The following is a 26534-nucleotide window of genomic DNA, read 5'->3' on the forward strand; positions in this document are numbered from 1 at the left end:
CCCGCCCCCTCCCGGAAGGCGCGCGGGAAAGGCGGGCGGCTAGGGTGCGGCCAGCAAGACCTCGACCAGATCGCTGTCGGGATCGGCCAGCGGCGCGATCACGTCGAAATGGTGGCGCCCCGGCGCGATATGCAGGCGGGCGTGGCGCCAGGCCTGATCCAGCCACATCGCCTGATCCAGAAAGGCCGGGCGTTCCTCGGCCCCGACCCAGACGGTCACGGCCATGTCGCGCGGCGCACGGAGGATCGGGCTTTCGGCCTCTGCCAAGGCGCGGTCCAGCCTGAAATCGGCATTCATGCGGGTGTGCATCAACGGGCGCAGATCCGACAGCGGGCTGATCGGCACCACATGGCGCAGCCGCGCCAGCACGTCGGGCGCGACAGCCAGATCCGCACAGGCCAGCCGCGCGACCAGATGCCCGCCCGCCGAATGGCCCGCCGCCACGATCGGCCCACGCACCATCCCGGCCGCGTGTTCCAGCGCCGCCACCGTCTGCCGGGTCATGGCGGCAATGGTGGCCTCGGGCGCCAGCGTGTAGGACGGGATCGCCACCGCCCAGCCGCGCGCGGTGCAGCCCGCCGCCAGATGCGACCACCCCCGCCGGTCGAACGCCCGCCAGAACCCGCCGTGCATGAACAGCACCAGCCCCTCGGGGCGGCTTGCGGGCAGGAACAGGTCCAGCCCTTCCCGCTCCGCCGCGCCATAGGGCTGGTTCAGCCGCACGCGGCCCGCCAACGCTTCGCGTTCGCGCCAGGTTGCGGCGGCCTCGGCCCAGCGGTCGGGATAGCTGTCGCCGCCGGGAATATGATCCGCATTGGCATAGGCGGCATCGTGATCCATCGGGTTTCCCTTCTGTCGCGGCTCGGGCATGGTGCAGCCATACACAGGTTCCGTGTTCTGAAAAAGGAGTACGACATGCTAGACGATTCCACAGATTTCAAAACGCTGCTGAAAGACCCCGGACTGGTCGTGCAAAAGGCCTTTCTCGGCGGCGAATGGGTCGACGCCGAGGACGGCAAGACCTTCGAGGTCAAGAACCCCGCGCGCGGCGATGTGATCGCCCGCCTGCCCGATCTGTCGCGCGCCGAGATCGCGCGCGCCATCGATACCGCCTATGACACGCAAAAGGCCTGGGCCGCGAAGACCGGCAAGGAGCGCGCGGCCGTGCTGCGCAAATGGTACGACCTGATGATGGAAAACCAGGAGGATCTGGCGATCATCATGACCGCCGAGCAGGGCAAGCCCCTGGCCGAGGCGCGCGCCGAGATCACCTATGGCGCGGGTTTCATCGAATGGTTCGGCGAAGAGGCCAAGCGTCTTTACGGCGAGACCATTCCCGGCCATCAGCCCGACAAGCGCATCACCGTGATCAAGCAGCCGATCGGCGTGGCTGCCGGCATCACGCCCTGGAATTTCCCCAACGCGATGATCGCGCGCAAGGTGGCCCCGGCGCTGGCGGCGGGCTGTTCCTTCGTCATCCGGCCTGCCTCGATGACGCCGCTGTCGGCGCTGGCGATGGGTGTGCTGGCCGAACGCGCGGGCGTGCCCAAGGGCATCTTCTCGGTCGTGACCTCCACCAGCTCTTCCGAGGTCGGCAAGGAGTTCTGCGAAAATCCCAAGGTGCGCAAGCTGACCTTCACCGGATCGACCGAGGTGGGGCGCATCCTGCTGAGCCAGGCCGCCGATCAGGTGATAAAATGCTCGATGGAGCTGGGCGGCAACGCGCCCTTCATCGTCTTCGACGACGCCGATCTGGATGCCGCGGTCGAAGGCGCCATCGCCTGCAAGTTCCGCAACAACGGCCAGACCTGCGTTTGCGCCAACCGCATCTACGTGCAGGCCGGCGTCTATGACGACTTCGCGCAGCGGCTGGCCAAACGCGTGCGGGAGCTGAAGGTCGGCGACGGCCTGTCCGAGGGCACCGATCTGGGTCCGCTGATCGAATCCGCCGCCGTCGACAAGGTCGAGGATCACCTGAAAGACGCCCTCAGCAAGGGCGCCGAGGTGCTGACCGGCGGCGCCCGGCACGAACTGGGCGGCACCTTCTACCAGCCCACCGTCGTCACCGGCGCGACCAGCGACATGAAGGTGTCGACGGATGAGACCTTCGGCCCCTTCGCGCCGCTCTTCAAGTTCGAGGATGAGGACGAGGTGATCGCGCTGGCCAACGACACGATCTTCGGGTTGGCGTCCTATTTCTACGCGCGCGATCTCAGCCGCGTCTACAAGGTGGCCGAGGCGCTGGAATACGGCATCGTCGGCATCAACACGGGCATCATCTCGACCGAGGTGGCCCCCTTCGGCGGCGTCAAGCAATCGGGTCTAGGCCGCGAGGGATCGCGCCACGGCATCGAGGATTACGTCGAAATGAAGTATATGTGCATGGCGATCTGACGGGCTTACTGTCTTTAGGGGTTTTTCTGCCCCGCGGCCCCGGCGAGGGCCGACGCGCAAATCTGGAAGGGCGCGGCGAAACATATCGCCGCGCCCTTTCCATTGCGTCCTGTCGCTTCCCCACCGGAAACAATATCGCCGCACCCCCGATCGGCGGCGGCGGCTCCCGCCCAAAAAACAAGCCATATCAATGACAAACCGGCGCGCCCCGAACGAACGGGGCGCGCCGGCGGGATTGTTTCAAGGCCCGGAGGGCGGCGCGGTTCCCCCGCGCCGCGGGCCGGATCAGTTGACGGTTTTTTCGGTCTGGTGATCCTCGACCGCCTTCACGCTTTCACCGGCGCCCTTGGCGATCTCGATCCGGCGCGGTTTCAGCGCCTCGGGAATTTCCCGCTTGAGGTCGATGTGCAGCATTCCGTTTTCATGCGCGGCGCCCGTCACGCGGACATGGTCGGCCAGATGGAAACGGCGCTCGAAGGCGCGGGTGGCGATGCCACGGTGCAGATAGGTGCGGTCTTCCTGCTCCTCGGCCTTGCGGGCCGAAACGATCAGGGCCTTTTCACGAACCTCGATCGACAGATCCTCGTCGGTAAAACCGGCAACCGCGATGGAAATGCGGTAGGTATCGTCGGAGGTCTTTTCGATGTTGTAAGGGGGATAGGTCGGCTGGCTGACATCGCTGGTCAGCACGCGGTCCATCAGATCGGCGATCTGGTCGAAGCCGACGGTCGCACGGTAAAGCGGTGCAAGATCAAAGTTTCGCATGGGTCATCCTCCATTGAGCGATAACAGCGGGACCGTCCGGGATGGACCGGCCCCAGGTTTCAATCACCGGGCCCTTGTCTGGCACCCGGTAGCCCCGAAATGGGATCGCGCGCCCGGAATTTCAATGGGCTCTACCCGCGAAAAAAAGCGTTATCAGTCCGACGCTTGCCAGATTTCGTGGCCTGGGACCTGGCTGCGCAGGGCCGGGAAAAGCCGCGCTCAGGGGCGCAGGAACTTGGCCCCCGCATGGGCCAGATCGGCGGCGCGGTCGCTGGCCTGAACCGGCCGCGTCCTGCGATGAAAGACGCCGTCGCTGCGCGCCATCTCGCTTTGCAGCAAGGCCAGTCCCTCGGCCGCCGGAGCCGCCAGCGCCACGGGCTTTCCGCCCATCCGCGCCTTGGCGGAGACAACGGAAACGATCCGCGGCCGACCCTCGGTCAGGCTGAAGATCGGCGCGCCCGATGAGCCGAAGTCGACCTCGCAGGACAACACCTGCGCGGGCGCATCCTGGCCACGGGCCTGCGCGCGGCCCAGCACATGGCACCGTTTCTGGATCGACGGCGTTTCCTGTCGGCCCAGCGCATAGGACTCGACCTGCACCGCGTCGCCCTTCGCGGGGCTGGGCGCCACGGCAAAGGGCTGAACCCCCGGCTTGCGGATCGGGTTGGCCAGTTCGATCAGGGCCAGATCCGACGCCATCTGCCCGGACCTGCCCGCCGTGCCGGGCACGTAGTCGGGCAGCACGAGGCTGCGCCGCACCCGGCTATAGGCATCCGCCCGTCCCGCCCGGTAGCCCGCGCGAAATTCCAGCGCGCGGTCGGGCACCCGTGCGCCCGTGGCGCCGTCGAACAGGCAATGCGCGGCGGTCAGCACCTGCGTGGGCGAGATAAGCGAGGCGGTGCAGAAGGCATCGTCGCCGATATGCAGCCGTCCGACCCCTTCCCAGCCCCGGCCCGCATCGGCCGAACTCAGCGGCGCCAGAGCCAGATCCGGCCCATCGTCCTGCGCCGCCGCCAGCGCGGGCAGCAAGACGGGCGCCACGGCAAAAGAGAGGCAAAACAGCAGTCTGACAATCATCGTCGGCACTCCGGCTCGGTCGCATTCATCGAACCCCTTCCGAATGCCACTCGCCTGAGGCAAAACTAAGGTTAATCCGCGATCAACCGTGGCGGTTTCGGGCCGCCCGTGGCCCAATCCAGCAGCTCGACCGTGTGGACGACCGGAATCCCGGTGCCGGAGCCGATCTGCATCATGCAGCCGATGTTGCCCGTGGCGATGACCTGCGGCGATTTCGCTTCAAGCGTGCGGACCTTGCGCGCCTTGAGTTGGCCCGAAATCTCGGGCTGCATCAGGTTGTACGTGCCGGCCGAGCCGCAGCACAGATGGCTGTCGGCGGGTTCCACCACCTCGAAGCCCGCCCCCTTCAGCAAGGCCTTGGGCTCTGTCTTGACCTTTTGTCCGTGTTGCAGCGAACAGGCGGCGTGATAGGCCACGCGCAGGCCATGCGCCTCGGCGGGGCGCGCCTCATGCAGGGCGCGCAGCACCTCGTCCGCATCGATGCCGCCGACGCCGGCCTTGGCCTCGTTCGACAGATCCTCGCGCGCCTCGCCCTGCGGCATCAGCCGGGCCAGCACCTGCGACACGTCCTGCGCCAGCGCGGCGACCTGCGCCGCCTGCTCGGCCAGGGGATCGTTGCGGAACATATGGCCGTAATCCTTGACCGTGGTGCCGCAGCCCGAGGTGTTGATGACCACGGCGTCCAGCCCCTCGCCCGCGATCTCGCGCTGCCAGGCGGCGATGTTCGCGGCGGCAAAGCCGTGGCTGCTGTCGGTCTGACCCATGTGATGGGTCAGCGCGCCGCAGCAGCCCTGCCCGCGCGCGATCACCACGTCGCAGCCCAGCCGGGTCAGCAGGCGGATGGTGGCGTCGTTGATATCGGTGTTCAGCGCCCGCTGCGCGCAGCCGGTCATCAGCGCCACCCGCATCCGCCGCCTGCCCTGCGCGGGAAAGACCTGCGGGTCGTCGTTGCGGCTGACGGGCGGCACCTGGGCCGGCGCCATTTCCACCATCGCGCGCAGGCGGCGGTCGGGGATCAGGCCCCGGAAGGGGCGCGCGATCTTGGCCCCCAACAGCGCCAGCCGGAACCGGCCGGGATAGGGCAGCACACGCGCCAGCACCCAGCGCAGCGCGCGCTCGCCCGCGGGGCGCTTGTAGGTCTGTTCGATATATTCGCGCGCGTGATCGACCAGATGCATGTAATGCACGCCCGACGGGCAGGTGGTCATGCAGGCCAGACACGACAGGCAACGGTCGATGTGCTTGACGGTCTTTTCGTCGGCGGGGCGGCCCGCTTCCAGCATGTCCTTGATCAGGTAGATGCGCCCCCGCGGACTGTCGAGCTCATCGCCCAGCACCTGATAGGTCGGACAGGTCGCGGTGCAGAACCCGCAATGCACGCAGGCGCGCAGGATCTCGTTGGACCGCGCGGTGGCGGGGTCTTTCAGCTGGTCGGGCGAGAATGTCGTCTGCATGTGGGTCGCGGCCGCGGGGGCCTCTCCTTGAATTCGGGCTCAGCCCATCAGGCCGGGGTTGAGGATGCCTTTGGGGTCGAACTGCGCGCGCAGCCCGCGCGCGATGGCGGCCAGCGGCGCGGGCTCGGGATGAAACCGCGCCGCGGCGGTCGCCGGATCGGCGGCGCGCACCAGCGTGGCATGGCCGCGCAGCCCCGCCAGCGCGGCACGCGCGTCCATGCCGGGGGCGCATTCCGCCCACACCAGCCCGCCGCCCCAATCCATCAGCGCGCGCTGCGGCGCAAGCCGCGCCAGCACCCCGGGCCCGTCGGAAGGCGTGACGGACACCCGCCACAGATCCCCCTGCCCGCCGACGAAAGCGTCGAGATCGCGCAGCCCGCGCCAATGGTCGGCCACCTCGGCGGCATCGGTCACCACCTCACCCGCCGCCAGATCCCGCAGCAGCGCGCGCAGCCGGTCCAGCCGATAGCCGACGGAGGCTTTGAACCCCTCCACCCTGAGCGCGGTCAGCGCGCCCCGCCCCTCATCCGATCCGGGCACATGCGCCGCCCCGCTGACCTCGAAGGGCGAGCCAAGCGCGCGCGACATCGCGACGACGGCGGCGCGCGGGTCCAGCCCCGGCAGCAGCAGCATGCCCGCGGCCTCCACCCCCGGCAGCACCTTGAACGACAGCTGGCTGAGAACGCCGAGCGTGCCGTGGCTGCCCGCCATCAGCTTGACCAGATCGTAGCCGGTGACGTTCTTCATCACCCGGCCGCCGTTCTTGATCACCTCGCCCCGCCCGTCGACGAAACGCACGCCGATCAGGCTGTCGCGGCAGGCCCCTGCCTGAATGCGCCGCGGGCCCGAGGCATTGGCCGCCACCACGCCCCCGATGGTCGATGCGCCCGCGGTGCCCAGCACCGCGCGCAGGTCGGGCGGCTCGAACGGCAGGCGCTGGTTTTCCTGCGCCAGCACGGCCTGCACCTCCTCCAGCGGGGTACCCGCGCCCACCACGATCGTCAGCGCGCCGGGCTCGTAGAGCTCCACCCCCGCCAGCCCGGCGACCGACAGCACCTGCCCCGGCCCCTGCACGGCCAGCCGCGTGCCCCCGCCGCGGATGGCCAGCGGCGCGCCGGCGTCGGCGATGATTTCGGCCAGTTCCGCCTCGCTTTGCGGCTCAAGCATCCTTGCATCCTTCATGGTCGTGAAAATATCTCCGCCGGAGGCGGAAAACCTTCGCCGCGCCCTCGGTAGTCTTGCCTCCGGCGGGGATATTTCCGCGACAATGAAAGGCCATGCTCATGCTGCCGCCTGCCGCGCCGCGCGGCGCGCGCGGGTCGCATCCAGCGGGAAGACCTTGGCGGGGTTCAACAGCCAGCCGGGGTCGAAGACGTCCTTGACGCGCAGCTGCGCCTCCAGGTCGGCGGGGGCGTATTGGTCGGCCATCAGGTCGCGCTTTTCGATCCCGACGCCGTGCTCGCCGGTCAGGCAGCCGCCGACCTCGACGCAGAGCCGCAGGATATCGGCGCCGAAGTCTTCGCAAAGTTCCAGATCGCCGGGTTTGTTGGCGTCGAAGAGGATCAGCGGGTGCATGTTGCCGTCGCCCGCGTGGAAGACGTTGGCGACCTCCAGCCCGTAATGCTCCGACAGCTCCTTGATGCGGCGCAGGACCCTGGGCAGCGCGGAGACCGGGATGGTTCCGTCCAGGCACATGTAGTCGTTGATCTGCCCCATCGCCCCGAAGGCCGATTTGCGCCCCAGCCAGATCCGCGCGCTTTCCTCGGCGGAGCCGCTTTCGCGCAGCTCCTCGGGGTTGTGACGCTGCGCGATCTGCTTGATCAGGCCCAGCTGGTGGTCGATCTCGGCGTCGGAGCCTTCGACCTCGACGATCAGCAGCGCCTCGACATCCGGGTAGCCCGCCTGCGCGAAGGCCTCGCAGGCGCGGATGCAGGGGCGGTCCATGAATTCGATCGCCACCGGCAGCACGCCCGCCTTGATGATGTCGGACACGCATTCGCCCGCCACCTCGTTGGAGCCGAAGCCCATCAGCACCGGCCGCGCGCCCTCGGGCTTGGGCAGGATGCGCAGCGTGGCCTCCGTCACCACGCCCAGCTGGCCTTCCGACCCGCAGATCACGCCCAGCAGGTCCAGCCCCGGCGCGTCCAGATGGGCGCCGCCGATTTCCACCACCGTGCCGTCCATCATCACCATGGTCACGCCCAGCAGGTTGTTCGTGGTCACGCCGTATTTCAGGCAATGCGCCCCGCCCGAATTCATCGCGATGTTGCCCGCGATGGCGCAGGCCAGCTGCGATGAGGGGTCGGGGGCGTAGAAGAACCCGTCCTCCTCCACCGCGCCGGTGACGCTGAGGTTCGTGCGCCCGGTCTGCACCCGGATGAAGCGGTTGTCGTAATCGGTTTCCAGCACGTCGTTCAGCCGCGCCACGCCCAGGATCACCGAATCGGCCGTGGGCAGCGCGCCGCCCGCCAGCGAGGTGCCGGAGCCGCGCGGCACCACCGGCACGCCTTCCTCATGGCAGATGCGCAGGACCGTCGCGACCTGCTCGGTCGTCTCGGGCAGCACGACCAGAAGCGGCGGACAGCGATAGGCCGTCAGCGCATCGCATTCATAGGCGCGGGTCTCATGCTCTTCGTGAATCACCATGCCGGGCGGCAGCGCGCCCTGAAGCCGGGCGAGGATCGCGGGTTTGCGCGCCAGCACGGCGGCATTGGGTTCGGGCATCTGCATGGGAAGGCCTCATCCCGGAAAAACGGCACATATTGGTAAACAAATATAACCAATATCGGGCATTGGCAAGGCGAGGGCGGTGAATTCGAGGCGAATTCCGCCTATCTCCGGCTTTCCCTCAGCCAGGCCGCGACGGAAAGCCCTGCCGCCAGCAACAAGAAGAGCCAGGCGGAAACGAGCGGCAGGATGGTGACATCGGCGGTCACATAGGCCCCGCGCGGCGTGATGCCGATCCAACCCCTGCCGCTTGCGGCACGGCCTTCGCGCACGGTGCGGATCTTGGGGATCGCCTCCTCGATCCGCTGAACCCCGCCGCGGCGGGCGCTGACCAGCGGGTCCAGCACGGCGCCGGTCGCGATGGTTTCCTCGAATTCGCGGGGCGCGGAGGGGCCCAGTGCGATGACCGCTTCCTTGTCGCCCTCGACAATGCGGTAAAGCCCCATCTGCGTGCCCTCATGCGTGCCGGTGAAAAGCCCCGGCGCCGTTTCCCGCAGCGTCAGCACGCTTGTGCCGCCATCGGGCGCGGTGACGGTGACCTCGCCGGGGATGCCTTCCAGCAGTCGGCGGTTGATCGTGATGGTCTGGCCCTGCGCGGTGACGCCGAGGGCGTCCTCCTCCAGGTCAGGCTCCTTCATCATCCAGTGGGCGAGCCTGCGCAGCAGTTCCAGCTGCGGCCCGCCGCCTTCGAAGCCGCGCCCCCACAGCCAGGACTGGTCGGAGCCCAGCAGCGCCACGCGCCCCGCGCCGACGCGGTCCAGCACCAGCAGCGGTGCGCCCCCGATGCCGGTCATGACGGTGTTGCCGGACAGCTTTTCCAGCTCCACCTGGCGCATCCAGCGCCCCCAGGGCGGCGCGTCGGCGGCGGGGCTTCCGTCGCCGGTCTCGCCGCCATTTTCACGGGCGTTCCGCGCGCGCGCACCGCCCTGACGGGCGAAGTTTTCCAGGCCGGCGGTGACGGGGTGGCGCTTGCCCACCTCGGATACACGGGGGGTAAAACCCCGTTCCAGCACACGCGACGTCGGCGCGCCCGGCAGCACCGCCCCCAGCGGAGAGCGGTAGAGACTGTCGGCGGAGGCGAAATCCGGCCCCGCCGCGATCAGCACCGCACCGCCCTGTTCGATATACCGGCGTACATTGTCGAGGTAGAGCGTGGGCAGGATGCCGCGCCGCTTGTAACGGTCGAAGATGATCAGGTCGAATTCGTCGATCTTGTCGAGAAACAGCTCCCGCGTGGGGAAGGAGATCAGCGACAGCTCGGAGATCGGCACGCCGTCCTGCTTCTCGGGCGGGCGCAGGATGGTGAAATGCACCAGATCGACCGACGCGTCGGATTTCAGCAGGTTGCGCCAGGTCCGCTCGCCCGCGTGCGGCTCGCCCGATACCAGCAGCACGCGCAGCCGGTCGCGCACGCCGTTGATCTGCACCACGGCGGAATTGTTGCGGTCGGTCAGCTCGCCCTCGGCCATCGGAATGGTGAACTGGATGATGTTGACGCCCGCGTGCGGCAGCTTGAGCGGCAGTTCGATGTCGCGACCGACCGGCACACGAAAATCCTGGACCGGGCCGCCATCGACCGAAACCCCGATCGGGGCGCGGCCGTCGCTGGCAGGCGCCGCGCCCTGGTCCTCGATGCGCAAGGTCATGCGGACCTCCTCGCCCATGATCGCGAAGGCGGGCGCATTGCGGATCATCAGCCGCCGGTCCCAGTCAGAGGCATGGCCGGTCAGGATCGCCTGCACCGGCGCGGGCAGGTCGGGCGCGTTTTCGATATCATGCACCTGGCCGTCGGTGATCAGGATCGCGCCCGCGATGCGCGACCGGGGCTCGGACGCCTGCAGGTCGGTCAGCGCCGCCATCAGCCGCGTGCCGGCGTCGTCGGGGCTGTCCTGCACGCGGGTGATGCGCACATCGACATTGTCGAGCGCGGCAAGGCGGGCCAGCAGCGTCTCGGTGGCACGGGCGCTTTGCTCCGTCCTGTCGGACAGGCCCTGGCTGGCAGTTTCATCGACCACCACCAGAACGATGTCGTTCAGGGGTTCGCGGTTTTCGCTTTGCAGGGCGGGGTTGGCAAGCGCGGCCATCAGCACCAGCGCGGCCAGACCGCGCAGCCACCAGCCCGGCAACCGGCGCCACAACGACAGCGCCACCGACAGCAACGCAACCAGCGCGATCGCCGCCAGCGCGGGCCAGGGCAGCAGCGGGTCGAAGATGATCTCGCGGCTCATGTCATTGCCCCAGACGGTCCAGCAGCGCGGGCACATGCACCTGGTCGGACTTGTAGTTTCCGGTCAGCACATGCATCAGCAGGTTCACTCCGAAGCGCAACGCCATCTCGCGCTGTCGCTCGCCGCCATAGCCGCGCCCCACGGGAAACATCGAGTTGCCCGCCGCGTCGACGGCCCAGGCCGCGGCCCAGTCGTTGCCGCCGATCACCACCGGCGTCACCCCGTCGTTGAGATTGCGGAACGGCATGCCCTCGGCCCGGACGGCGCCGGGGGGCGCGGCCTCCACCCATACGCTGCGGCTGTCGTAGCGGCCGGGAAAATCCTGCAGCAGATAAAAGGTGCGCGTCAGCACGTGATCGGGCGGCACCTGTTCCAGCGGCGGGATATCAAGCCCGGCCGCCAGTTCCTGCAGCTTGCGCCCCTCGGGCGTCGCGCTGCCAAAGCCGCCCAGATTGGCGTCGCGCGTGTCGAACAGGATCATGCCCCCGGTTCGCAGAAAGCGGTTCAGCTTCGCATAGGCCTGCGCCGACAGCATCGGCTGCGACGGCGTGATCGGCCAGTAGAGAAGCGGAAAGAACGCCAGCTCGTCGGTTTCCAGATCGACCGCCATCGGTTCCGCCGGTTCGATCGAGGTGCGCCGGAACAGGGTCTCGCTCAGCCCCCGCAGCCCGGCCTCGGCCACGTCGTCCACCTGGCGGTCGCCGGTCACCACATGCGCCAGCACCACCTCGGATGTGGCGCGTATGGCGAAATCATCGCCCGGGCGCGGCGCGTCGGCCTGTTGCGCCGCCGCGGGCGCGGGCATCGCCCCCCACCCGGCCATCACCGCCAGAAACAGCGCGGCGGCCACATCCCCGCGCGGGCCGCGCAGCCGCCCGCCGATCCAGAGAGAGGCCAGAATATCCAGCAACAGAAGCCCCAGCGCAGCCGACAGCAGCGCGGCCTTGAGCGCGGTTTCCTGCGGCGCCTCCAGCCCCTCGACAGGGATGCGCGCGGGCCACACGGCAGGCGCCAGCACCGCGTCGCGGCCAAAGACGTTGCGCGCCAGGCTGCGCGCGCCGTCCGCGTAAAGCCCCGGCGGCATGTCGCGGGCCAGCGCACCGGACGCCAGCCGCGCACCGTCGACACCCGGCACCGCGCCCGCGTCGCGGGTTTCGCCGAACCCGTCCAGCACCTTTTGCGCCACCCATGTGGTGCCTTCCAGATCCCCCGCATCCAAGGTCTGCGGGCGGGTGGAGACCGCCAGCCGTTCCAGCATCTGCACGAAAAGACCCGACAGCGGCAGCGTCGACCATTCGGCGTTGGCGGTGACGTGAAAGAGCACCACCTGCCCCTGCCCCATCTGCTTGCGCGTCACCAGTGGCGTGCCATCGGCCAGCGACGCGATGGTGCGTTCGGGCAGCTGCGGGTCGGGTTCGGCCATGACCTGCGCCGAGACCGTCACCTCCGGCGGCAGCGACAGGCCGAAGAACGGCGAGGCCCGGTCGAATGCGCGCAGCGCCTTCGGCTCTCCCCAGCTCATGGCGCCGCCGACCACGCGCCCGCCCGCGCGAAGACGCACCGGCAGAAACGGGTCTTCGGCACCGCGCGCCACGTCGCTCGCGGCCATGCGCGGCCCGGCAAAGCGCAGCAGCAGGCCGCCCGCCTCGATCCAGTCGGCCAGCGGCGCCGCCTCGGCGGCGGGGATGGTGGCGACATCGGCCAGGATGATCACGTCGGGATTGGCCAGCAGGATGTCGCCCAGCGTGCCCTCGATCAGATCGGCGCTCGGCGTCAGGGCCTGGGTCAGGTAATGCAGCGGCGACAACAGTTGCAGCGCCTCGCGCTCGTCGCTGCCGGAAATCATCGCGACCTCGCGCCTGCGCAGGGCATCGTCGGTCAAGCTGACAGCCCCCGCCGACCTGCGCCCCACGATCTGGAACCGGGTGATGCGGTTGCGCAGCTCCGGCGGCAGGATCAATGTGGCGCTGGCCTCGTGCGCGCCTGCGTCGAAGCGGGCGCGCGCCTCCGTCAGCGCGCGCTCCACCCCGGCGGGGTCGGGCCCGTAGCCCGCGATATCCACCGCACGCGCCGCGCCCGCGATGGCACGGCGCGGGGACAGCACGATGCGCCCGCCCTCGAAGACGGCGGGCGGCAGGGCGATGGTGTTGCGCCCGCCCTCCATCACGGTGACAGGCCCCTTTTCCTCAAGCTTGGCAAGGATGTCGGCACGGCTGTCGCGGGCCAGCCCATCCGACAGCCACCAGGTCTCGAACCCCGCCCCCGCGCGGTCGATCCAGTCGCCGGGTTCGGGCGCCCAGGGGCGTGGCGCGAAGGATGCCAGACGCGCGCGCCAGGCGTCCGCGGCCTGGAACTCGGGCGCGACCGGCGGGTCGGTCAGCGCGGCTATGCTGACGGTGCGTCCCGCGCGTGCCGCATCCGACAGCAGGGCGGCGACCCGGTCCATGCGACGGGTCCAGTCGGCGGCATCGGCCCAGGTGCCGTCGAGCAGGATCAACACCGGCCCGGTGCCGGTGCGTTCCGCCTGCGGGTTCAGCACCGGCCCCGCGAAGCCCAGGATCACCGCCGCCACCGCGAGCGTGCGGATCAGCAGCAGCCACCAGGGCGTGCGGTCGGACTGGCGCTCATCGTCGGCCAGCCCCAGCAGCAGCGCGACACCGGGAAAGCGGCGCCGGATCGGCGCGGGCGGCACCGCGCGCAGCAGCAGCCACAGCACCGGCAGCGCCAACAACCCCAGCAGCAGCCAGGGCGCGGTGAAGGCGAATGTCGACAGCGCGCCCATCAGCGCGTTCTGGCCAGCGCGGCGTGTATCCACAGCAAGCCGCCCTGCGCGGGCGCGTCGCTGTGATGGCAATGGTAAAGCCAGCCCGTGCGCCGGGCCAGTTCGGTCAGCGCCGCCTTGCGCTCCGCCAGCCGGTCGAGATAGCGCCCACGCAGGCCCGAGGCCTTGTGGGTTTCATGGCGCACCGCACCCGACATGCTTTCAAAGACCGTGCGCCCGTCGAAGGGAAAGGCCTCCTCCACCGGGTCGAGGATCTGCACCAGCGCGCCCGCCACGCCCCGATCGGCCGCCTGCCCCAGCGCGCGTTCCAGCGGCGCCATGTCGCCAAGGAAGTCGCTGAGAAAAAGCGCCCGCGACCCGGTGGGCATGGTGCGCGCCTGCGCGACGCCGTGGTTGCCGCCGCCTTCGATCCGGGTCAGCGCCTCGGCAAGCCGGATCAGCTGGGTCTCGCCGCTGCGCGGACGATCGGCCAGGCTGGCCAGGCCCACACGCTCGCCGCCCCGGATCAGCAGGATCGCGGCCGCCAGCGCCAGCAGCCGCGCACGCAGCCCCTTGGCGGGGCGGTCGCGATCGCCGGTGTACTGCATCGACAGCCCGTCGTCGACCCACAGCAGGACGCTTTGCGCCGCCTGCCATTCGGTCTGGCGCATGTAATGGGCATCCGTCCGCGCCGAACGGCGCCAATCGATCGCGCGCCGCGCATCGCTGCTTTCGGCCGGGCGGTACTGCCAGAATTCATCGCCCATGCCCGCGCGCCTGCGGCCATGCTCGCCCAGCACCACGGTGGCGGCAAGCTGGCGCGCGTCGGCCAGCAGCGCAGGAAAGGACGCGGCATGGTCTTCCGCCTCGCGGCGCAGGCCGCGCGGGGTATGGGTGGCGGCGGTCAAGCAGCGGCACCGACGCGCAGCGCGCTGTCGGACACCTGGGCGATCACGTCGGTAAGGCTCTCTCCCCGCGCACGGGCGGCGAAGGACAGCGCCATGCGATGCGCCAGCACCGGGCGCGCCAGCGCGGCCACATCGTCGGAGGAAGGCGCCAGCCTGCCGTCCAGCAGCGCCCGCGCCCGCACCGCCAGCATCAGCGCCTGCGCCGCGCGCGGGCCGGGCCCCCAGCTGACCGTTTCACGCACCACCGGCAGCGCGTCGGGATCGCCGGGACGGCAGGCGCGCACCAGATCGAGGATCAGATCCACGATCGCGTCGCCCACCGGCATCTGCCGCACGATGCGCTGCGCGGCCAGCAGTTCGCGGGCCGAGAATACGGGCTCGGACCGCGCATCATCGGTCCCGGTGGTGGCCAGCAGGATGCGGCGCTCGGTCTCGCGGTCGGGATAGTCCACGTCGATCTGCAACAGGAAACGGTCGAGCTGCGCCTCGGGCAGCGGATAGGTGCCCTCCTGCTCGATCGGGTTCTGCGTGGCCAGCACATGGAACGGCGTGCCCAGCGCGCGGTCCTGCCCGGCCACCGTCACCTGGCGTTCCTGCATCGCCTGCAACAGCGCGGATTGCGTGCGCGGGCTGGCGCGGTTGATCTCATCGGCCATCAACAGCTGACAGAACACCGGCCCCTCGATGAAGCGGAACGCCCGCGCGCCATCGCCGGCGGTTTCCAGCACCTCGGAGCCCAGAATATCGGCGGGCATCAGATCGGGCGTGAACTGGATCCGGCCGCCGTCCAGATCCATCACCGTGGCCAGCGTCTCGACCAGCCGCGTCTTGGCCAGTCCCGGCAGGCCGATCAGCAGCCCGTGCCCGCCGCACAAAAGCGTCGTCAGCGCCAGGTCGACCACCTCGTCCTGCCCGATGATGCGCCGGGCGATGCTGTCGCGCGCCTGCGACAGCCGACCTCCCAGCGCCTCGATCTCCGACAGCAGCGCAGCGGGGTCCGACATGACAACGTCCTTTCTCAGAATACATCCTGCCCATAGGATGGGATATCCTGCGGCAGTGGAAGGGCAAAAGCAATGAGCGGACAAGACATCGTGACACCCTCAGCGGAAAACCTCGCAGCCTCCGCACGGGCTGCCTCGGGCAAGGGTCTGCCCCCTGTCCACAAGTGGAACCCGCCGTTTTGCGGCGATCTGGACATGCGCATCGCGCGCGACGGCACCTGGTTCTACCTGGGCACCCCGATCGGCCGGAAGGAGCTCGTGCGGCTCTTCTCCACCATCCTCAAGCGCGAGGCGGGAAAATACTTCCTCGTCACCCCGGTCGAGAAGGTCGGAATCACCGTCGATGACGCTCCCTTCGTCGCGGTGGATTTCAAGGTGACGCACAGCGAGGGCCAGCAGGTGCTGCGCTTCACCACGAATGTCGGCGACACGGTCGAGGCAGGCCCCGCCGCCCCCCTCCGGGTGGTGCGCGACCCCGACACCGGAGAGCCCGCGCCCTATGTGCTGGTACGCGCCGATCTCGAAGCGCTGATCGACCGGAAAAGCTTTTACCGGCTGGTCGATCTGGGCGAGCGGCGCGAGCACGCGGGCGCGCGCTGGTTCGGCATCATGTCGGGCGGCGCCTTTTTCCCGATCATCCCCGCCGACGAATTGCCGGAATAGGCGGCGGGCTTCCGGCTTCTTCTCGGCGAAAATACTCGAACCCCGTGGCGCGGCTGTCACAACCGCATGGGCGGTGCGGCATGGGGCGGAAACGAGTATTTCCGCCAAGAAGAAGCGTGGATCAATGCGCTTCGGCCCAGTTCGCGCCCTCGCCCGCGTCGACCGTCAGCGGCACCGACAGATCGACGGCGGGCAGATGCGCGTTTTCCATCACGCCGCGGGCGGCCTCGATCAGCGCGCCCACCGCGCCCTCCTCCACCTCGAAGACCAGTTCGTCGTGCACCTGCAACAGCATCTTCGCGGGCAGATCCGCGATCGCCTCGGGCATGCGGATCATGGCGCGGCGGATCACGTCGGCGGCGGTGCCCTGGATCGGCGCGTTGATCGCGGCGCGGCGGGCGAAGCCGGCCTGCGGTCCCTTGGCGCCGATTTCCGGCGTGTTGATGCGACGGCCGAAGAGGGTCTGCACGTAGCCTGTCTCCTTGGCGAATTTCACCGTCGCGTCCATATAGGCGCGGATGCCGGGGAAGCGCTCGAAGTAGCGGTCGATGAAGCCCTGCGCCTCGGCCCGCGGAATGCGCAGGTTCCGCGCGAGCCCGAAGCCCGAGATGCCGTAGATCACGCCGAAGTTGATCGCCTTGGCCTGGCGGCGGATCATCGGGTCCATCCCCTCCAGCGGGACGTCGAACATTTCCGACGCCGTCATCGCGTGGATGTCCTGCCCGTCGCGAAACGCGGTCTTCAGCGCCTCGATCCCGGCCACATGGGCGAGGATGCGCAGCTCGATCTGGCTGTAGTCGAGCGAGACCAGCCGCTTGCCCGGCTCCGCCACGAAGGCCTCGCGGATGCGGCGCCCCTCGTCCGAGCGCACGGGGATGTTCTGCAGGTTCGGATCGGTCGAGGCCAGCCGCCCGGTGTTGGCGCCCGCGATGGAATAGCAGGTGTGCACCCGGCCGGTGTCGGGATGGATGTGGTCCTGCAGCGCGTCGGTGTAGGTCGATTTCAGCTTGCTCAGCTGGCGCCAGTCCAGCACGCGGCGCGGCAGGTCATGCTCGGTCGCGAGATCCTCCAGCACGTCGGCGGGGGTGGACCAGGCGCCGTTCTTGCCCTTCTTGCCGCCGGGCAGGCTCAGCTTGTCGAACAGGATCTCGCCCAGCTGCTTGGGCGAGCCCACGTTGAAGCGCTCTCCCGCGAGCTCGTGGATTTCGGCCTCCAGCCCCGCCATCTTCTGGCTGAAGGCGTTGGACATGCGCGAAAGCGTGTCGCGGTCGACGCGGATGCCGGTGCGTTCCATCGCGCCCAGCACCGGCACCAGCGGGCGTTCCAGCGTCTCGTACACGGTGGTCACCCGGCCCGCGTGCAGGCGCGGTTTCAGCACCTGCCACAGGCGCAAGGTGATGTCGGCGTCCTCGGCCGCATAGCGGCAGGCGTCGTCGATCGGCACACGGTCGAAGGTGATCGCGGATTTGCCGGACCCCAGCAGCGGCTTGATCGGGATCGCCGTGTGGCCCAGGTAGCGTTCGCACAGCACGTCCATGCCATGCCCGTGCAGCCCCGCGTGCAGCGCGTAGGACATCAGCATCGTATCGTCGATCGGCGCCACCATCACGCCGTTGCGCGCAAAGATCTTGGCGTCATATTTCATGTTCTGGCCGATCTTGAGGATCGACGGATCCTCCAGCAGCGGGCGCAGCGCGTCGAGCGCCCGGTCCATCGGCATCTGCCCCTCGGCCAGCGCGTCGGAGCCGAAGAGATCGTCGGTGGAAGCCGCACGATGAGCGAGCGGGATATAGCACGCCTGCCCCGGCGCGGTGGCCAGCGATATGCCCACAAGTTCCGCCCGCATGTCGTTGAGGCTGGTCGTCTCCGTATCCACGGCGACGAAGCCCTGCGCGGCGATGCGGTCAATCCAGACCTGCAGGGCGGCCGCGTCGCGCACGCATTCGTAGTTGTCATGCACAAAGGGTACCGCGGCGGGGCCGGGGGCGGCGTCGGGCCCGGCGGCGGGCGCGGCCTCGGGGGCGGCGGGAGGTTCCACGCCGGTCATCTCGGCCACGCGGCGGGTGATGGTGCGGAACTCCATCTCGTTGAGGAAATCGAGCAGGCGCTGCGGCTCGGGGGGGCGCAGTTCCAGATCCTCCAGCGTGAATTCCAGCCCCATGTCGCAATCCAGCTGCACCAGCCTGCGCGACAGGCGGATCTGTTCGGCATGGTCGATCAGCGTCTGGCGCCGTTTGGGCTGCTTGATCTCGCCCGCGCGCTCCAGCAGCGCATCCAGATCGCCGTATTCGTTAATCAAGAGCGCGGCGGTCTTGATCCCGATGCCGGGCGCGCCGGGCACGTTGTCGACCGAGTCGCCCGCCAGCGCCTGCACGTCGACCACACGCTCGGGAAAGACGCCGAATTTCTCGAACACGCCGTCGCGGTCGATGCGCTTGTTCTTCATCGCGTCCAGCATCTCGACGCCATCGCCCACCAGCTGCATCAGATCCTTGTCGGAGCTGACGATGGTGACGCGCCCGCCACGTTCGCGCGCCTGGCAGGCGAGCGTCGCGATGATGTCGTCGGCTTCGAAGCCGACGACCTCCTTGCAGGCGACATTGAAGGCTTCCGTCGCCTGGCGGGTCAGCGGGATCTGCGGGCGCAGATCCTCCGGCATCTCGTCGCGGTTGGCCTTGTAGAGATCGTAGAGCTCGTTGCGGAAGGTATGGCTGCCCTTGTCGAAGATCACCGCGATGTGGGTCGCCGCGTCGGGACCGTTGTTGTCCTGCATGTATTTGAACAGCATGTTGACGAAGCCCGACACCGCCCCCACCGGCAGCCCGTCGGATTTGCGCGTCAACGGCGGCAGCGCGTGATAGGCCCTAAAGATGAAGGCCGAGCCGTCGATCAGATGCAGGTGGTGGCCCTTGCCGAATTGCTCTGTCATCGTTGCCTCCGGTTATCGCCGCGCGGTTCTGCCACGGATGGCCGCGCGGGGCCAGAGCTGCCGGACCGGGTCGGACCGCACCGGCGCGCCCCGGCGCCACCCCGGCACGGGCCCGGCGCAACAGGGTTAGCGGTTGCGGATCTGGTGGCCCGCGCTGTTGGCGACGCCCGCGGCGGGATCGGCGTGGCCGGTTTCACCGGCGGCCATGTCCACGCAGTCGCGGTGCACGAATTTCTTGTCGCAATAGCCGCATTCCACGAAGCCGGTCGCACGCGGAATGGTGTACCACACGCGCGGATGCCCCAGCCCTGGCCCGCCCCCGTCGCAGGCCACGCGCCAGCTGTCTACGATTTCCGTTTCAGGGGGCGCTATGGTCATGCTGAGGCTCCGGGATAGGTTGTCGCTTGGCCGCAGGAGGGCTAAGTCCGGGGATAATAGCGATCCGCACCGTGCGGACAAGGGGCCGCGAGGATTCGCCCCGGAAGGATAGCGGATGACCGAGAATGCGATCGAGATCGAGGGTTTGCACAAGACCTATGCCGGGTCCAGGGGCCAGGCCGCGAAGACCGCGCTGAAAGGCGTCGACTTGAACATTCCGCAGGGCAGCATCTTTGGCCTGCTGGGCCCGAACGGCGCGGGCAAGTCGACCCTGATCAACGTGTTGGCGGGGCTGGTCCGCAAGACGCAGGGGCAGGTGCGGATCTGGGGCTTCGACCAGGACGTGAACCCGCGCCAGTCGCGCGCCGCCATCGGGGTGATGCCGCAGGAGCTGAACATGGACCCGTTCTTCACGCCGCGCGGCGCGCTGGAGGTGCAGGCGGGGCTATACGGCGTGCCGAAGTCGCAGCGCATCACCGACCGTATCCTGGGCATGATCGGCCTGGAGGATAAGGCCGACGCCTATGCGCGATCCTTGTCGGGGGGGATGCGCAGACGGCTGCTGCTGGGCAAGGCGCTGGTGCACCAGCCGCAGATCCTGGTGCTGGACGAGCCCACCGCCGGCGTCGACATCGAGCTGCGCCAGATGCTGTGGCAAAACGTGCGCCGCCTGAATGAGGGCGGCATGACGATCATCCTGACCACGCATTACCTCGAAGAGGCCGAGGAGATGTGCGACGAAATCGCGATCATCGCCGAGGGCGAGGTCATCGCGCGCGACAAGACCGCCGCTCTGGTCGGGCGGATGGACGCGAAGACGCTGGTGATCCAGCCCGAATCCGAGGTCGGGGAAATTTCGGTGCCCGACGGCGTCGAGCTGTCCCGCCGCGCCGACGGATCGCTGGCCTTTTCCTATCGCCGGACCCAGATGTCCGCCGATGCGATCCTGCGCGTCGTGGCGGGGGCCGGGATCACGATCCGCGATGTCGCCACGGAAGAAGCGCATCTCGAGGACGTGTTCCTGGATCTCACCTCGCCCCCCGCCCGCAAGACGGCATCCTGATTCATCCGGCCGGATGCCCCCGGGTCCGGGGGAATCCGCGGGTGTCGATCCCGAAGCGCGGCGCATCGTCGACGCACTGGCCGCACAGCGCGGGGTCGACCCCTAGGACGCGGCGTCCAGCATCCGGCCCAGGATCCGGCCGCCCAGCACATGCACATGCAGATGCGGCACCTCCTGCACGCCATGGCGGCCAGCGTTGGCAATCACCCGGTGCCCCTCATGATCGTCGGCGGTGACGCCCGCCATCTCGATCACCCGGCCGAGCGTGCGGTTGAAATCCAGGATCTCCTCATCCGGCGCCTCGCGCACAAAATGGTCCATGGTGACATAGCGGCCCTTGGGAATGACCAGCACATGCACCGGCGCCTGGGCCGAGATATCCTCGAACGCCAGGGTATGTTCGGTTTCGAGCACCGTCTTGTTGGGGATCTCGCCGCGCAGGATCTTGGCGAATACGTTCTGGTCATCATAGGCGTAGGGCATGGGTTTCCTCAGTCCACAAACAGATGTTCGGATGATGCGATCTCCGTCGCCCGTTCTTCGGACACGCCCAGAAAGGATGCAAGCGCCATCGCGTTTTCCTCCGTCCCCGCATTTTCCGAGATGCGGTAGATGTGCGGAAAATTCGCGTCGCGGATCTGGTCGCTTTCGTGCAGCACGTCGTTGCGGATCGTGGGCAGCAGGCGCGCCATCGTCTCGGGCGGGGTCTGCGGGCTGGCCAGACCGACGCGGCGCGCGTGGCCGGTTAGATACGCATCGGAAAAATTGCACTCGACCTCCAGCAACCGGGTGACGCAGCGATCGGAGTAGAAATCGTTGATCATCTCCAGATTCTTGGGATCGAGGCAGATGATCAGGCGATCGCTCTCGAAATGGTCGAAGATCATGCGCATCAGCGCGCGCCGGTGCCGCGCCCGCTTGCCCAGGCTGGACTGGATGCCGCCGAGATCGGGCAAGTCGCTGCTTTCCTCGTCGAACAGATATTCGACGCCCGGCAGGTTCGTCACCTGTCGGATCCGCTCCAGCAGGCGTTTGGCGACATGCCATTTCTTCGACGAGACGATCAGCAATTCCCGCTCGCGGCCGAGCGTGCTTTCGGCCTCCCAGAAGCGGGGGGCGAAGCGGCGCCCGATGCGGCCGCGACCGGCGAGGAACCTATGCAGGCGGCGGCCTTCGTCGGAGATCTGGAAATCCATCTTGCCGCTCGCATAGAGCGCGCCGAGGCGCGCGCGCAGCTCCCGCGCGTCGGGTGAGATTTTGCGCGCGAACAGGAAGTTCTGCGTCAGCAGAAGGTCGAAATGGTCGTTGTAGAAGGTGACCGGCATGCCGTAGTCCGAAAACATCAGAAATGTCAGCGTGCGTGGGTCGATCTCCGCTTCCGGCACGAGGTGGCGCACGAGCGTCTGAAAAAACGTCTCATCGGGTATCCAGGTGGTGCGGAAGAAGCGGACGATCTCGGGGCGGCTGTCGCAGAATTCGACGATATTCTCGCAGGTGCGCCGCCGCAGACACCACCACTGACTGCCGATCATGATTTGCAGATCGCCGGGAATGCGGCGGGTCAGCTTCAGCCGTCTTTGCAGGTTCACCGACGCGTAGAACAGCGCCTTGTTCTTACGTTCGTTGAAGAAATGGCGATAGACGAGCCGCTCTTCCTTCAGGTCCGTCTTGATCCAGTCGCTTTCGAAGAAATCGAAGCTCTCGATATAGTCGACATCGCGCCGGTCGAGGAACTCATGCGCGTAGTCCGCCGATTTGATGGCCATGCAGTCGCCCGACAGCATGTAGAAATGCGTCGCGTGGGCAAACGCGTCCAGGGCGGCGCGCAACGCGAGAAGCGTGGCCTGCACAAGCGACCAGGCCCCCCAGCCGCATTTCACCCGCTTCCCCGCAAAGACCACGTTGGGATTGTCTTTCAGCGCGGCCCTGATCTCGTCATAGGCGGCGCGCGGCGCCGACGCGTCGAAATGGATCGCCATGTAGTCGCCGGCCGCGGTCAGCCGCCGGGCCTGGCTGATGACCGCATCGGGGTCCTTGTGGCACAGTAGAATAAAGGCGATTTTTGCCATAAAGGAAACAGTAGCCCCCGATTTGCCGCATTTCCCGACCCTACACGCCGATCATGCGGGGATAAAGCCGCTTGGCCCGCCCCACCGATCGCACATATAGGATAACCTGACGTTGAAAAGCCTTGGAATTTTTGTTTTTTTGACGCAACGGAAACGTATCCGCAAGCATAGCATTGAAATCAGTCGGAGTTACGCCAAATGGGATTTCCCGGCACATGGATGACCGAAAGTGAAAGCGTGGTCTATCGCGTCGTGCCGAAATGCGCCTGCTCGACGATCGGCCAGATCATGTATTACTCCGACAACGGCGAGTTCTTCGACGGGGACATCCATGATGCCACGCAGGGGCTGCATAAATGGTCGCTCGAACACAGCCAGCCGCTGATCGAAGACAACGTGCGCGCGAACCGGTCCTACGCCTTCACCTGCGTGCGCAACCCCTACACGCGCATCCTGTCGTCGTTCTTCGACAAGATCTGCGGCATCCAGCGCAACGGCAAACGCTATCGCGGCAACATGGTGCCGCTGCTGATCCAGCGCTACGGCGTCAAGGTGGACGGCGATTTCGACCAGATCGCCAGTTTCCGCCGCTTCCTGCTGTTCGCGCGCGATACCATCCGCTGGCGCCGCCCGATGGATCCGGACATTCACTGGTCGGCCACCTCGGGGCATGTGGCGACCTTCATCGCCAACGGCGGCCGCTACGACAACATCTTTTTCACCGAGAAATTCAACGAAGGCATGCAATCCGTCCTCGACCACATAGAGGTCGCCCACCCCGTCGATCTGGCGGCGATCCCGCGCTTCAACGAAAGCGAGGGGCATGGCCCGAAACGCGCCCACCCGGTCGAGGATTACTTCGACGACCTGTCGATGCATCTCGTCTATGAAATCTACAAACGCGATTTCCAGCTGTTCAAATACGATTTCGAAAACCCCGGCAACAAGCTGCCGCTGGGCGAAATCGACCTGGACGAGGTGCACGCCAAACTCGGCGACTGAGGCGCCACCGAGCCGCCGCTGAGCAGGGGCTTTCCGCCCCTCTTTCGCGCAGGCGCGAAATTCACCCCGAGGATATTTTGCCGACAATGAAGCGGGGATTCACGGCCCGTTAAGCCTGCGCGCGCAGAATGACGGCGCGGTACAGGCAGGGATGCCGATGACCGCCGACGATGACGGCGCCCCGCGCCCCCGGCGCGCAGACTGCGGTTGCCGGAAACGGTGCGGGGCTGCCGCTTCATTGTCGCGCAAATATCCTCGCCGAAGGCATGAAACCGACGCGGATTCAGGCGCGCGTCAGTCCCGGGACGCGCTAGATGACGCCATGTTGCCGGAACAGCGCCTTCAGATCGGTTGTCGCGCGCGCGCCGAGGTGGCTGATGACCTCTCCGGCGGCGATGCAGCCCATTCTGCCGCAGGCGTCCACGTCATGGCCTTCGCTCAGCCCCCACAGGAAACCGGCCGCGAACATGTCGCCCGCGCCGGTGGCATCGCGGATCGTGACCTGCGTGGCGGGCACGTGCCGGCGTTGTCCGGCACACATCAGGTGAGCCCCGTTTTCGCTGTCGGTGCAGGCGACGGTTTCGACCTCCGCCGCGGCGCGTTCCAGCGCATGGTCGAAATCGTCGGTCTGGTACATCGACAGCAGTTCGGCGCGATTGCAGAACAGCAGGTCCACGTCTTCGTCGATCATCTTGCGGAACGCGTCGCGGTGACGTTCCACGCAGAACGGATCGGAAAGCGTCAACGACACCTTGCCACCCGCGCCCTTGCACGCCGTCACGGCCTTGGCGAAGGCCGCGTGGCTGTCGGGCCCGTCGAAGCGGTATCCTTCCAGATAGATCCAATCGGCCTGCGCCATTTGCGCAGGGTCGATATCGGCTGGAGCGAGAAATTCCGTCACGCCCAGATAGGTGTTCATCGAGCGTTCGCCGTCGGGCGTGACCAGCACGATGCAACGGCCGGTTTCCTGCGCGGCATCGACCGCGGCCGGGGGCGTGTCGAAATCGGCCCCCTGCGCGCGCAGGTCATGCGCGAAGATGCGGCCGAGCTGGTCGTCCTTGACCTTGCCGACGTAGCCCACGCGTCCGCCCAGATGCGCGATTCCCGCGATGGTGTTCGCGGCCGAGCCGCCCGACACCTCGGTCGCCGGGCCGACCCTGGCATAGAGATCCACCGCCCGTTCCATGTCGATCAGCTGCATGATGCCTTTCTGGATGCCGTTTTCGGCCAGAAAGGCGTCCTCTTCGGTCGACAGCACATCGACCATCGCATTGCCGATACCGACAACCTGATATTTCTTCACTGGGTTTTCTCCTCATAGGGACACAGGTCCCGGATCAGACAGGTGGGACAGAGCGGGCGGCGCGCCTTGCAGGTGTAGCGGCCATGCAGGATCAGCCAATGATGTGCGTGGCGCTGGTATTCCACCGGCACGTGATCCTCCAGCGCGCGTTCCACCGCGACGACGTCCTTGCCGGGGCAGATCCCGGTGCGGTTGCCCACGCGAAAGATATGGGTGTCGACCGCCTGGGCGGGGTGCGCCCAATGCATGTTCAGCACCACATTCGGGGTCTTGCGGCCCACGCCCGGCAGGCTTTCCAGCGCGGCGCGCGAAGTCGGGACCGCACCGCCGTAATGCTCGACCAGGATACGCGCCATCTTGATGACGTTGCGCGCCTTGTTGCGATAGAGACCGATTGTCTTGATATGCTCGATCAGCCCTTCTTCGCCCAGATCCAGCATCTTCTGCGGCGTATCGGCGATGCGGAAAAGCCGCTCGGTCGCGCGGTTCACGCCCACGTCGGTGGCCTGCGCCGACAGCGTGACCGCCACCAGCAGCGTGTAGGCATTCACATGCGCAAGCTCTCCCTCGGGCTCGGGTTCTGCCGCACGAAACCGCTCGAAGATGGCAGATATGGTATGATAATCAAGCTGACTGGCCATGAGTGCGGTATGCCTTCTCGCGTATCGCTGCACAAGTCCCGCCCCCGTTTTGCGCAGGATTCGGGTCGCGGCGCGGGGGCGCATCGCCTAGATCTGGTGTAGCTGGCGTATTGAACCCTGCAAGGAAGAGCCGAGATGATGGATGGAGCCGAGCCGGAGGGCCGTTATCATTACCAACTGATGCGCCGCGCGATCGAGATCATCGACGACGCGGGCGCCCAGGCGCCCCCGCTTTGCGAGATCGCGCAGCAAATGCACATGAGCCCCGCGCATTTCCAGCGGCTTTTCAGCCAATGGGCGGGCGTGTCGCCCAAACGCTATCAGCAATGGCTGACGCTGGAGCACGCGAAAGCCCTGCTGGAGACGCGCCATACCACCTTGCAGGCGTCCGTCGAAAGCGGGCTGTCGGGGGGCGGGCGGCTTCACGATCTGTTTGTGACCTGGGAAGCGATGAGCCCCGGTCAATATGCGCGCAAGGGGCGCGGGCTGAGCATCCGCTGGGGCTGGTTCGACAGCCCCTTCGGCAGGACGCTCGCGATGGGTACAGATCGCGGTCTCTGCGGCATCGCCTTCGTCGAGGAGACCGGCGACGAACCCGCCTTTCAGGATATGGCCGCACGCTGGCCCCATGCCGCGCTGCACCATGCGCCCGAGCCGTTGCGCGCCTGGGTCGAGGCCGCGTTCCGGCCGCGCCGCGCGGGCCAGGCCGGGCAGGCCACCCCGCTGCACCTGATCGGCGCGCCCTTTCAGATCAAGGTCTGGGAGGCGCTGATGAGCATTCCGACCGGGCATGTGACCACCTATTCCGACATCGCCACCGCGATCGGCGCGCCGCGGGCGGTGCGTGCGGTCGGCACCGCCGTGGGGCGCAATCCGGTCAGCTGGCTCATCCCCTGCCACCGCGCGCTGCGCAAAAGCGGCGGGCTGGGGGGCTATCACTGGGGGCTGCCCGTCAAGCGTGCCATGCTGGCCTGGGAGGCCGCCGAAACCGCCTAGATCAAGGCGGCGGCACCCCCGCCCGCGAGCCGCTGCCGCCCCGCGAGGCGCCGCCGGACCGCCCGCACGAAACCCGCCGCACAAAACCCGCTCTTGCAGATTCCCGCCGACGCCCGGGATTTTCTCGGTGCTCTTCGGGAACACAAAGGATATTGCTGCGTTGTTTCGTCAA

20 protein-coding genes and 1 pseudogene are annotated in these 26534 nt (G+C 67.7%); 5 read left to right on the plus strand and 16 right to left on the minus strand.

Annotation, left to right across the window (positions count from 1 at the left end; all coding sequences use genetic code 11):
* Positions 1 to 39: 39 nt before the first annotated feature.
* Positions 40 to 840: an alpha/beta hydrolase gene (locus tag ACU0BR_RS07375; protein ID WP_446156208.1), complete on the minus strand. Its 801-nt coding sequence runs from the start codon at positions 838 to 840 to the stop codon at positions 40 to 42.
* A gap of 75 nt (positions 841 to 915) precedes the next feature.
* Here ACU0BR_RS07375 and ACU0BR_RS07380 point away from each other — a divergent pair, with 75 nt between their 5' ends.
* A complete protein-coding gene (locus tag ACU0BR_RS07380) occupies positions 916 to 2394 on the plus strand; it encodes an NAD-dependent succinate-semialdehyde dehydrogenase (protein WP_446156209.1) in 1479 nt (492 codons plus the stop codon).
* Between the two features lie 285 nt (positions 2395 to 2679).
* Here the strand turns inward: ACU0BR_RS07380 and ACU0BR_RS07385 are convergent, their stop codons facing one another.
* The 9 genes from ACU0BR_RS07385 to ACU0BR_RS07425 form a co-directional block, all read right to left on the minus strand.
* A complete protein-coding gene (locus tag ACU0BR_RS07385; protein WP_446156210.1) occupies positions 2680 to 3159 on the minus strand; it encodes an Hsp20 family protein in 480 nt (159 codons plus the stop codon).
* A gap of 219 nt (positions 3160 to 3378) precedes the next feature.
* Positions 3379 to 4236 carry a trypsin-like serine peptidase gene (locus ACU0BR_RS07390; protein WP_446156211.1) on the minus strand — a complete coding sequence of 286 codons (858 nt, stop codon included), beginning with the start codon at positions 4234 to 4236 and terminating at the stop codon, positions 3379 to 3381.
* A gap of 71 nt (positions 4237 to 4307) precedes the next feature.
* Positions 4308 to 5690, minus strand: a complete 1383-nt coding sequence (gene glcF / locus ACU0BR_RS07395; protein ID WP_446156212.1) for a glycolate oxidase subunit GlcF — start codon at positions 5688 to 5690, stop codon at positions 4308 to 4310.
* A 39-nt stretch (positions 5691 to 5729) separates the two neighbouring features.
* Entirely contained in the window at positions 5730 to 6857 is a 1128-nt protein-coding gene (locus ACU0BR_RS07400; RefSeq protein ID WP_446156213.1) for an FAD-binding protein, read from the minus strand.
* 114 nt (positions 6858 to 6971) lie between these two features.
* The gene (locus ACU0BR_RS07405; protein ID WP_446156214.1) at positions 6972 to 8420 is read right to left on the minus strand and encodes an FAD-linked oxidase C-terminal domain-containing protein; all 1449 of its coding nucleotides are present in this window, start codon (positions 8418 to 8420) and stop codon (positions 6972 to 6974) included.
* 101 nt (positions 8421 to 8521) lie between these two features.
* Positions 8522 to 10645 carry a hypothetical protein gene (locus tag ACU0BR_RS07410; RefSeq protein ID WP_446156215.1) on the minus strand — a complete coding sequence of 708 codons (2124 nt, stop codon included), beginning with the start codon at positions 10643 to 10645 and terminating at the stop codon, positions 8522 to 8524.
* 1 nt (position 10646) lies between these two features.
* Positions 10647 to 13427, minus strand: coding sequence for a DUF4159 domain-containing protein (locus tag ACU0BR_RS07415; RefSeq protein ID WP_446156258.1), 2781 nt, complete (start codon positions 13425 to 13427; stop codon positions 10647 to 10649).
* On the minus strand, positions 13427 to 14314 hold the full coding sequence (locus ACU0BR_RS07420) for a DUF58 domain-containing protein (protein WP_446156216.1): 888 nt from the start codon (positions 14312 to 14314) through the stop codon (positions 13427 to 13429). The genes ACU0BR_RS07415 and ACU0BR_RS07420 overlap by 1 nt, the downstream gene beginning before the upstream one ends.
* On the minus strand, positions 14311 to 15318 hold the full coding sequence (locus tag ACU0BR_RS07425) for an AAA family ATPase (protein ID WP_446156217.1): 1008 nt from the start codon (positions 15316 to 15318) through the stop codon (positions 14311 to 14313). The genes ACU0BR_RS07420 and ACU0BR_RS07425 overlap by 4 nt, the downstream gene beginning before the upstream one ends.
* Positions 15319 to 15390: 72 nt before the next feature.
* Here ACU0BR_RS07425 and ACU0BR_RS07430 point away from each other — a divergent pair, with 72 nt between their 5' ends.
* Positions 15391 to 15981, plus strand: coding sequence for a DUF1285 domain-containing protein (locus tag ACU0BR_RS07430; protein WP_446156218.1), 591 nt, complete (start codon positions 15391 to 15393; stop codon positions 15979 to 15981).
* A gap of 121 nt (positions 15982 to 16102) precedes the next feature.
* Here ACU0BR_RS07430 and polA read toward each other — a convergent pair whose 3' ends face one another.
* Both polA and ACU0BR_RS07440 read right to left on the minus strand, forming a co-directional pair.
* The gene (gene polA / locus ACU0BR_RS07435; RefSeq protein ID WP_446156219.1) at positions 16103 to 18910 is read right to left on the minus strand and encodes a DNA polymerase I; all 2808 of its coding nucleotides are present in this window, start codon (positions 18908 to 18910) and stop codon (positions 16103 to 16105) included.
* Positions 18911 to 19126: 216 nt separating this feature from the next.
* Positions 19127 to 19288: pseudogene (locus ACU0BR_RS07440) on the minus strand (zinc-finger domain-containing protein); the annotation flags it as partial.
* A gap of 115 nt (positions 19289 to 19403) precedes the next feature.
* On the opposite strand from ACU0BR_RS07440, the gene ACU0BR_RS07445 reads away from it, so the two are divergent.
* Complete coding sequence (locus ACU0BR_RS07445; protein ID WP_446156220.1) at positions 19404 to 20351, plus strand: ABC transporter ATP-binding protein; 948 nt, start codon at positions 19404 to 19406, stop codon at positions 20349 to 20351.
* A gap of 102 nt (positions 20352 to 20453) precedes the next feature.
* Here the strand turns inward: ACU0BR_RS07445 and ACU0BR_RS07450 are convergent, their stop codons facing one another.
* Positions 20454 to 20834: an HIT domain-containing protein gene (locus tag ACU0BR_RS07450; protein ID WP_446156221.1), complete on the minus strand. Its 381-nt coding sequence runs from the start codon at positions 20832 to 20834 to the stop codon at positions 20454 to 20456.
* An 8-nt stretch (positions 20835 to 20842) separates the two neighbouring features.
* Positions 20843 to 22420, minus strand: a complete 1578-nt coding sequence (locus ACU0BR_RS07455) for a DUF5928 domain-containing protein (RefSeq protein WP_446156222.1) — start codon at positions 22418 to 22420, stop codon at positions 20843 to 20845.
* A gap of 198 nt (positions 22421 to 22618) precedes the next feature.
* Here ACU0BR_RS07455 and ACU0BR_RS07460 point away from each other — a divergent pair, with 198 nt between their 5' ends.
* Positions 22619 to 23422, plus strand: coding sequence for a sulfotransferase family protein (locus tag ACU0BR_RS07460; RefSeq protein WP_446156223.1), 804 nt, complete (start codon positions 22619 to 22621; stop codon positions 23420 to 23422).
* A 310-nt stretch (positions 23423 to 23732) separates the two neighbouring features.
* Here the strand turns inward: ACU0BR_RS07460 and ACU0BR_RS07465 are convergent, their stop codons facing one another.
* Both ACU0BR_RS07465 and nth read right to left on the minus strand, forming a co-directional pair.
* Complete coding sequence (locus ACU0BR_RS07465) at positions 23733 to 24725, minus strand: adenosine kinase (RefSeq protein ID WP_446156224.1); 993 nt, start codon at positions 24723 to 24725, stop codon at positions 23733 to 23735.
* Positions 24722 to 25366, minus strand: coding sequence for an endonuclease III (gene nth, locus ACU0BR_RS07470; protein ID WP_446156225.1), 645 nt, complete (start codon positions 25364 to 25366; stop codon positions 24722 to 24724). The genes ACU0BR_RS07465 and nth overlap by 4 nt, the downstream gene beginning before the upstream one ends.
* Before the next feature lie 135 nt (positions 25367 to 25501).
* Between nth and ACU0BR_RS07475 the strand changes: the two genes are divergently transcribed.
* Positions 25502 to 26362, plus strand: coding sequence for a methylated-DNA--[protein]-cysteine S-methyltransferase (locus ACU0BR_RS07475; RefSeq protein ID WP_446156226.1), 861 nt, complete (start codon positions 25502 to 25504; stop codon positions 26360 to 26362).
* Positions 26363 to 26534: the final 172 nt, after the last annotated feature.

The organism is Brevirhabdus sp. (genome assembly GCF_052826345.1).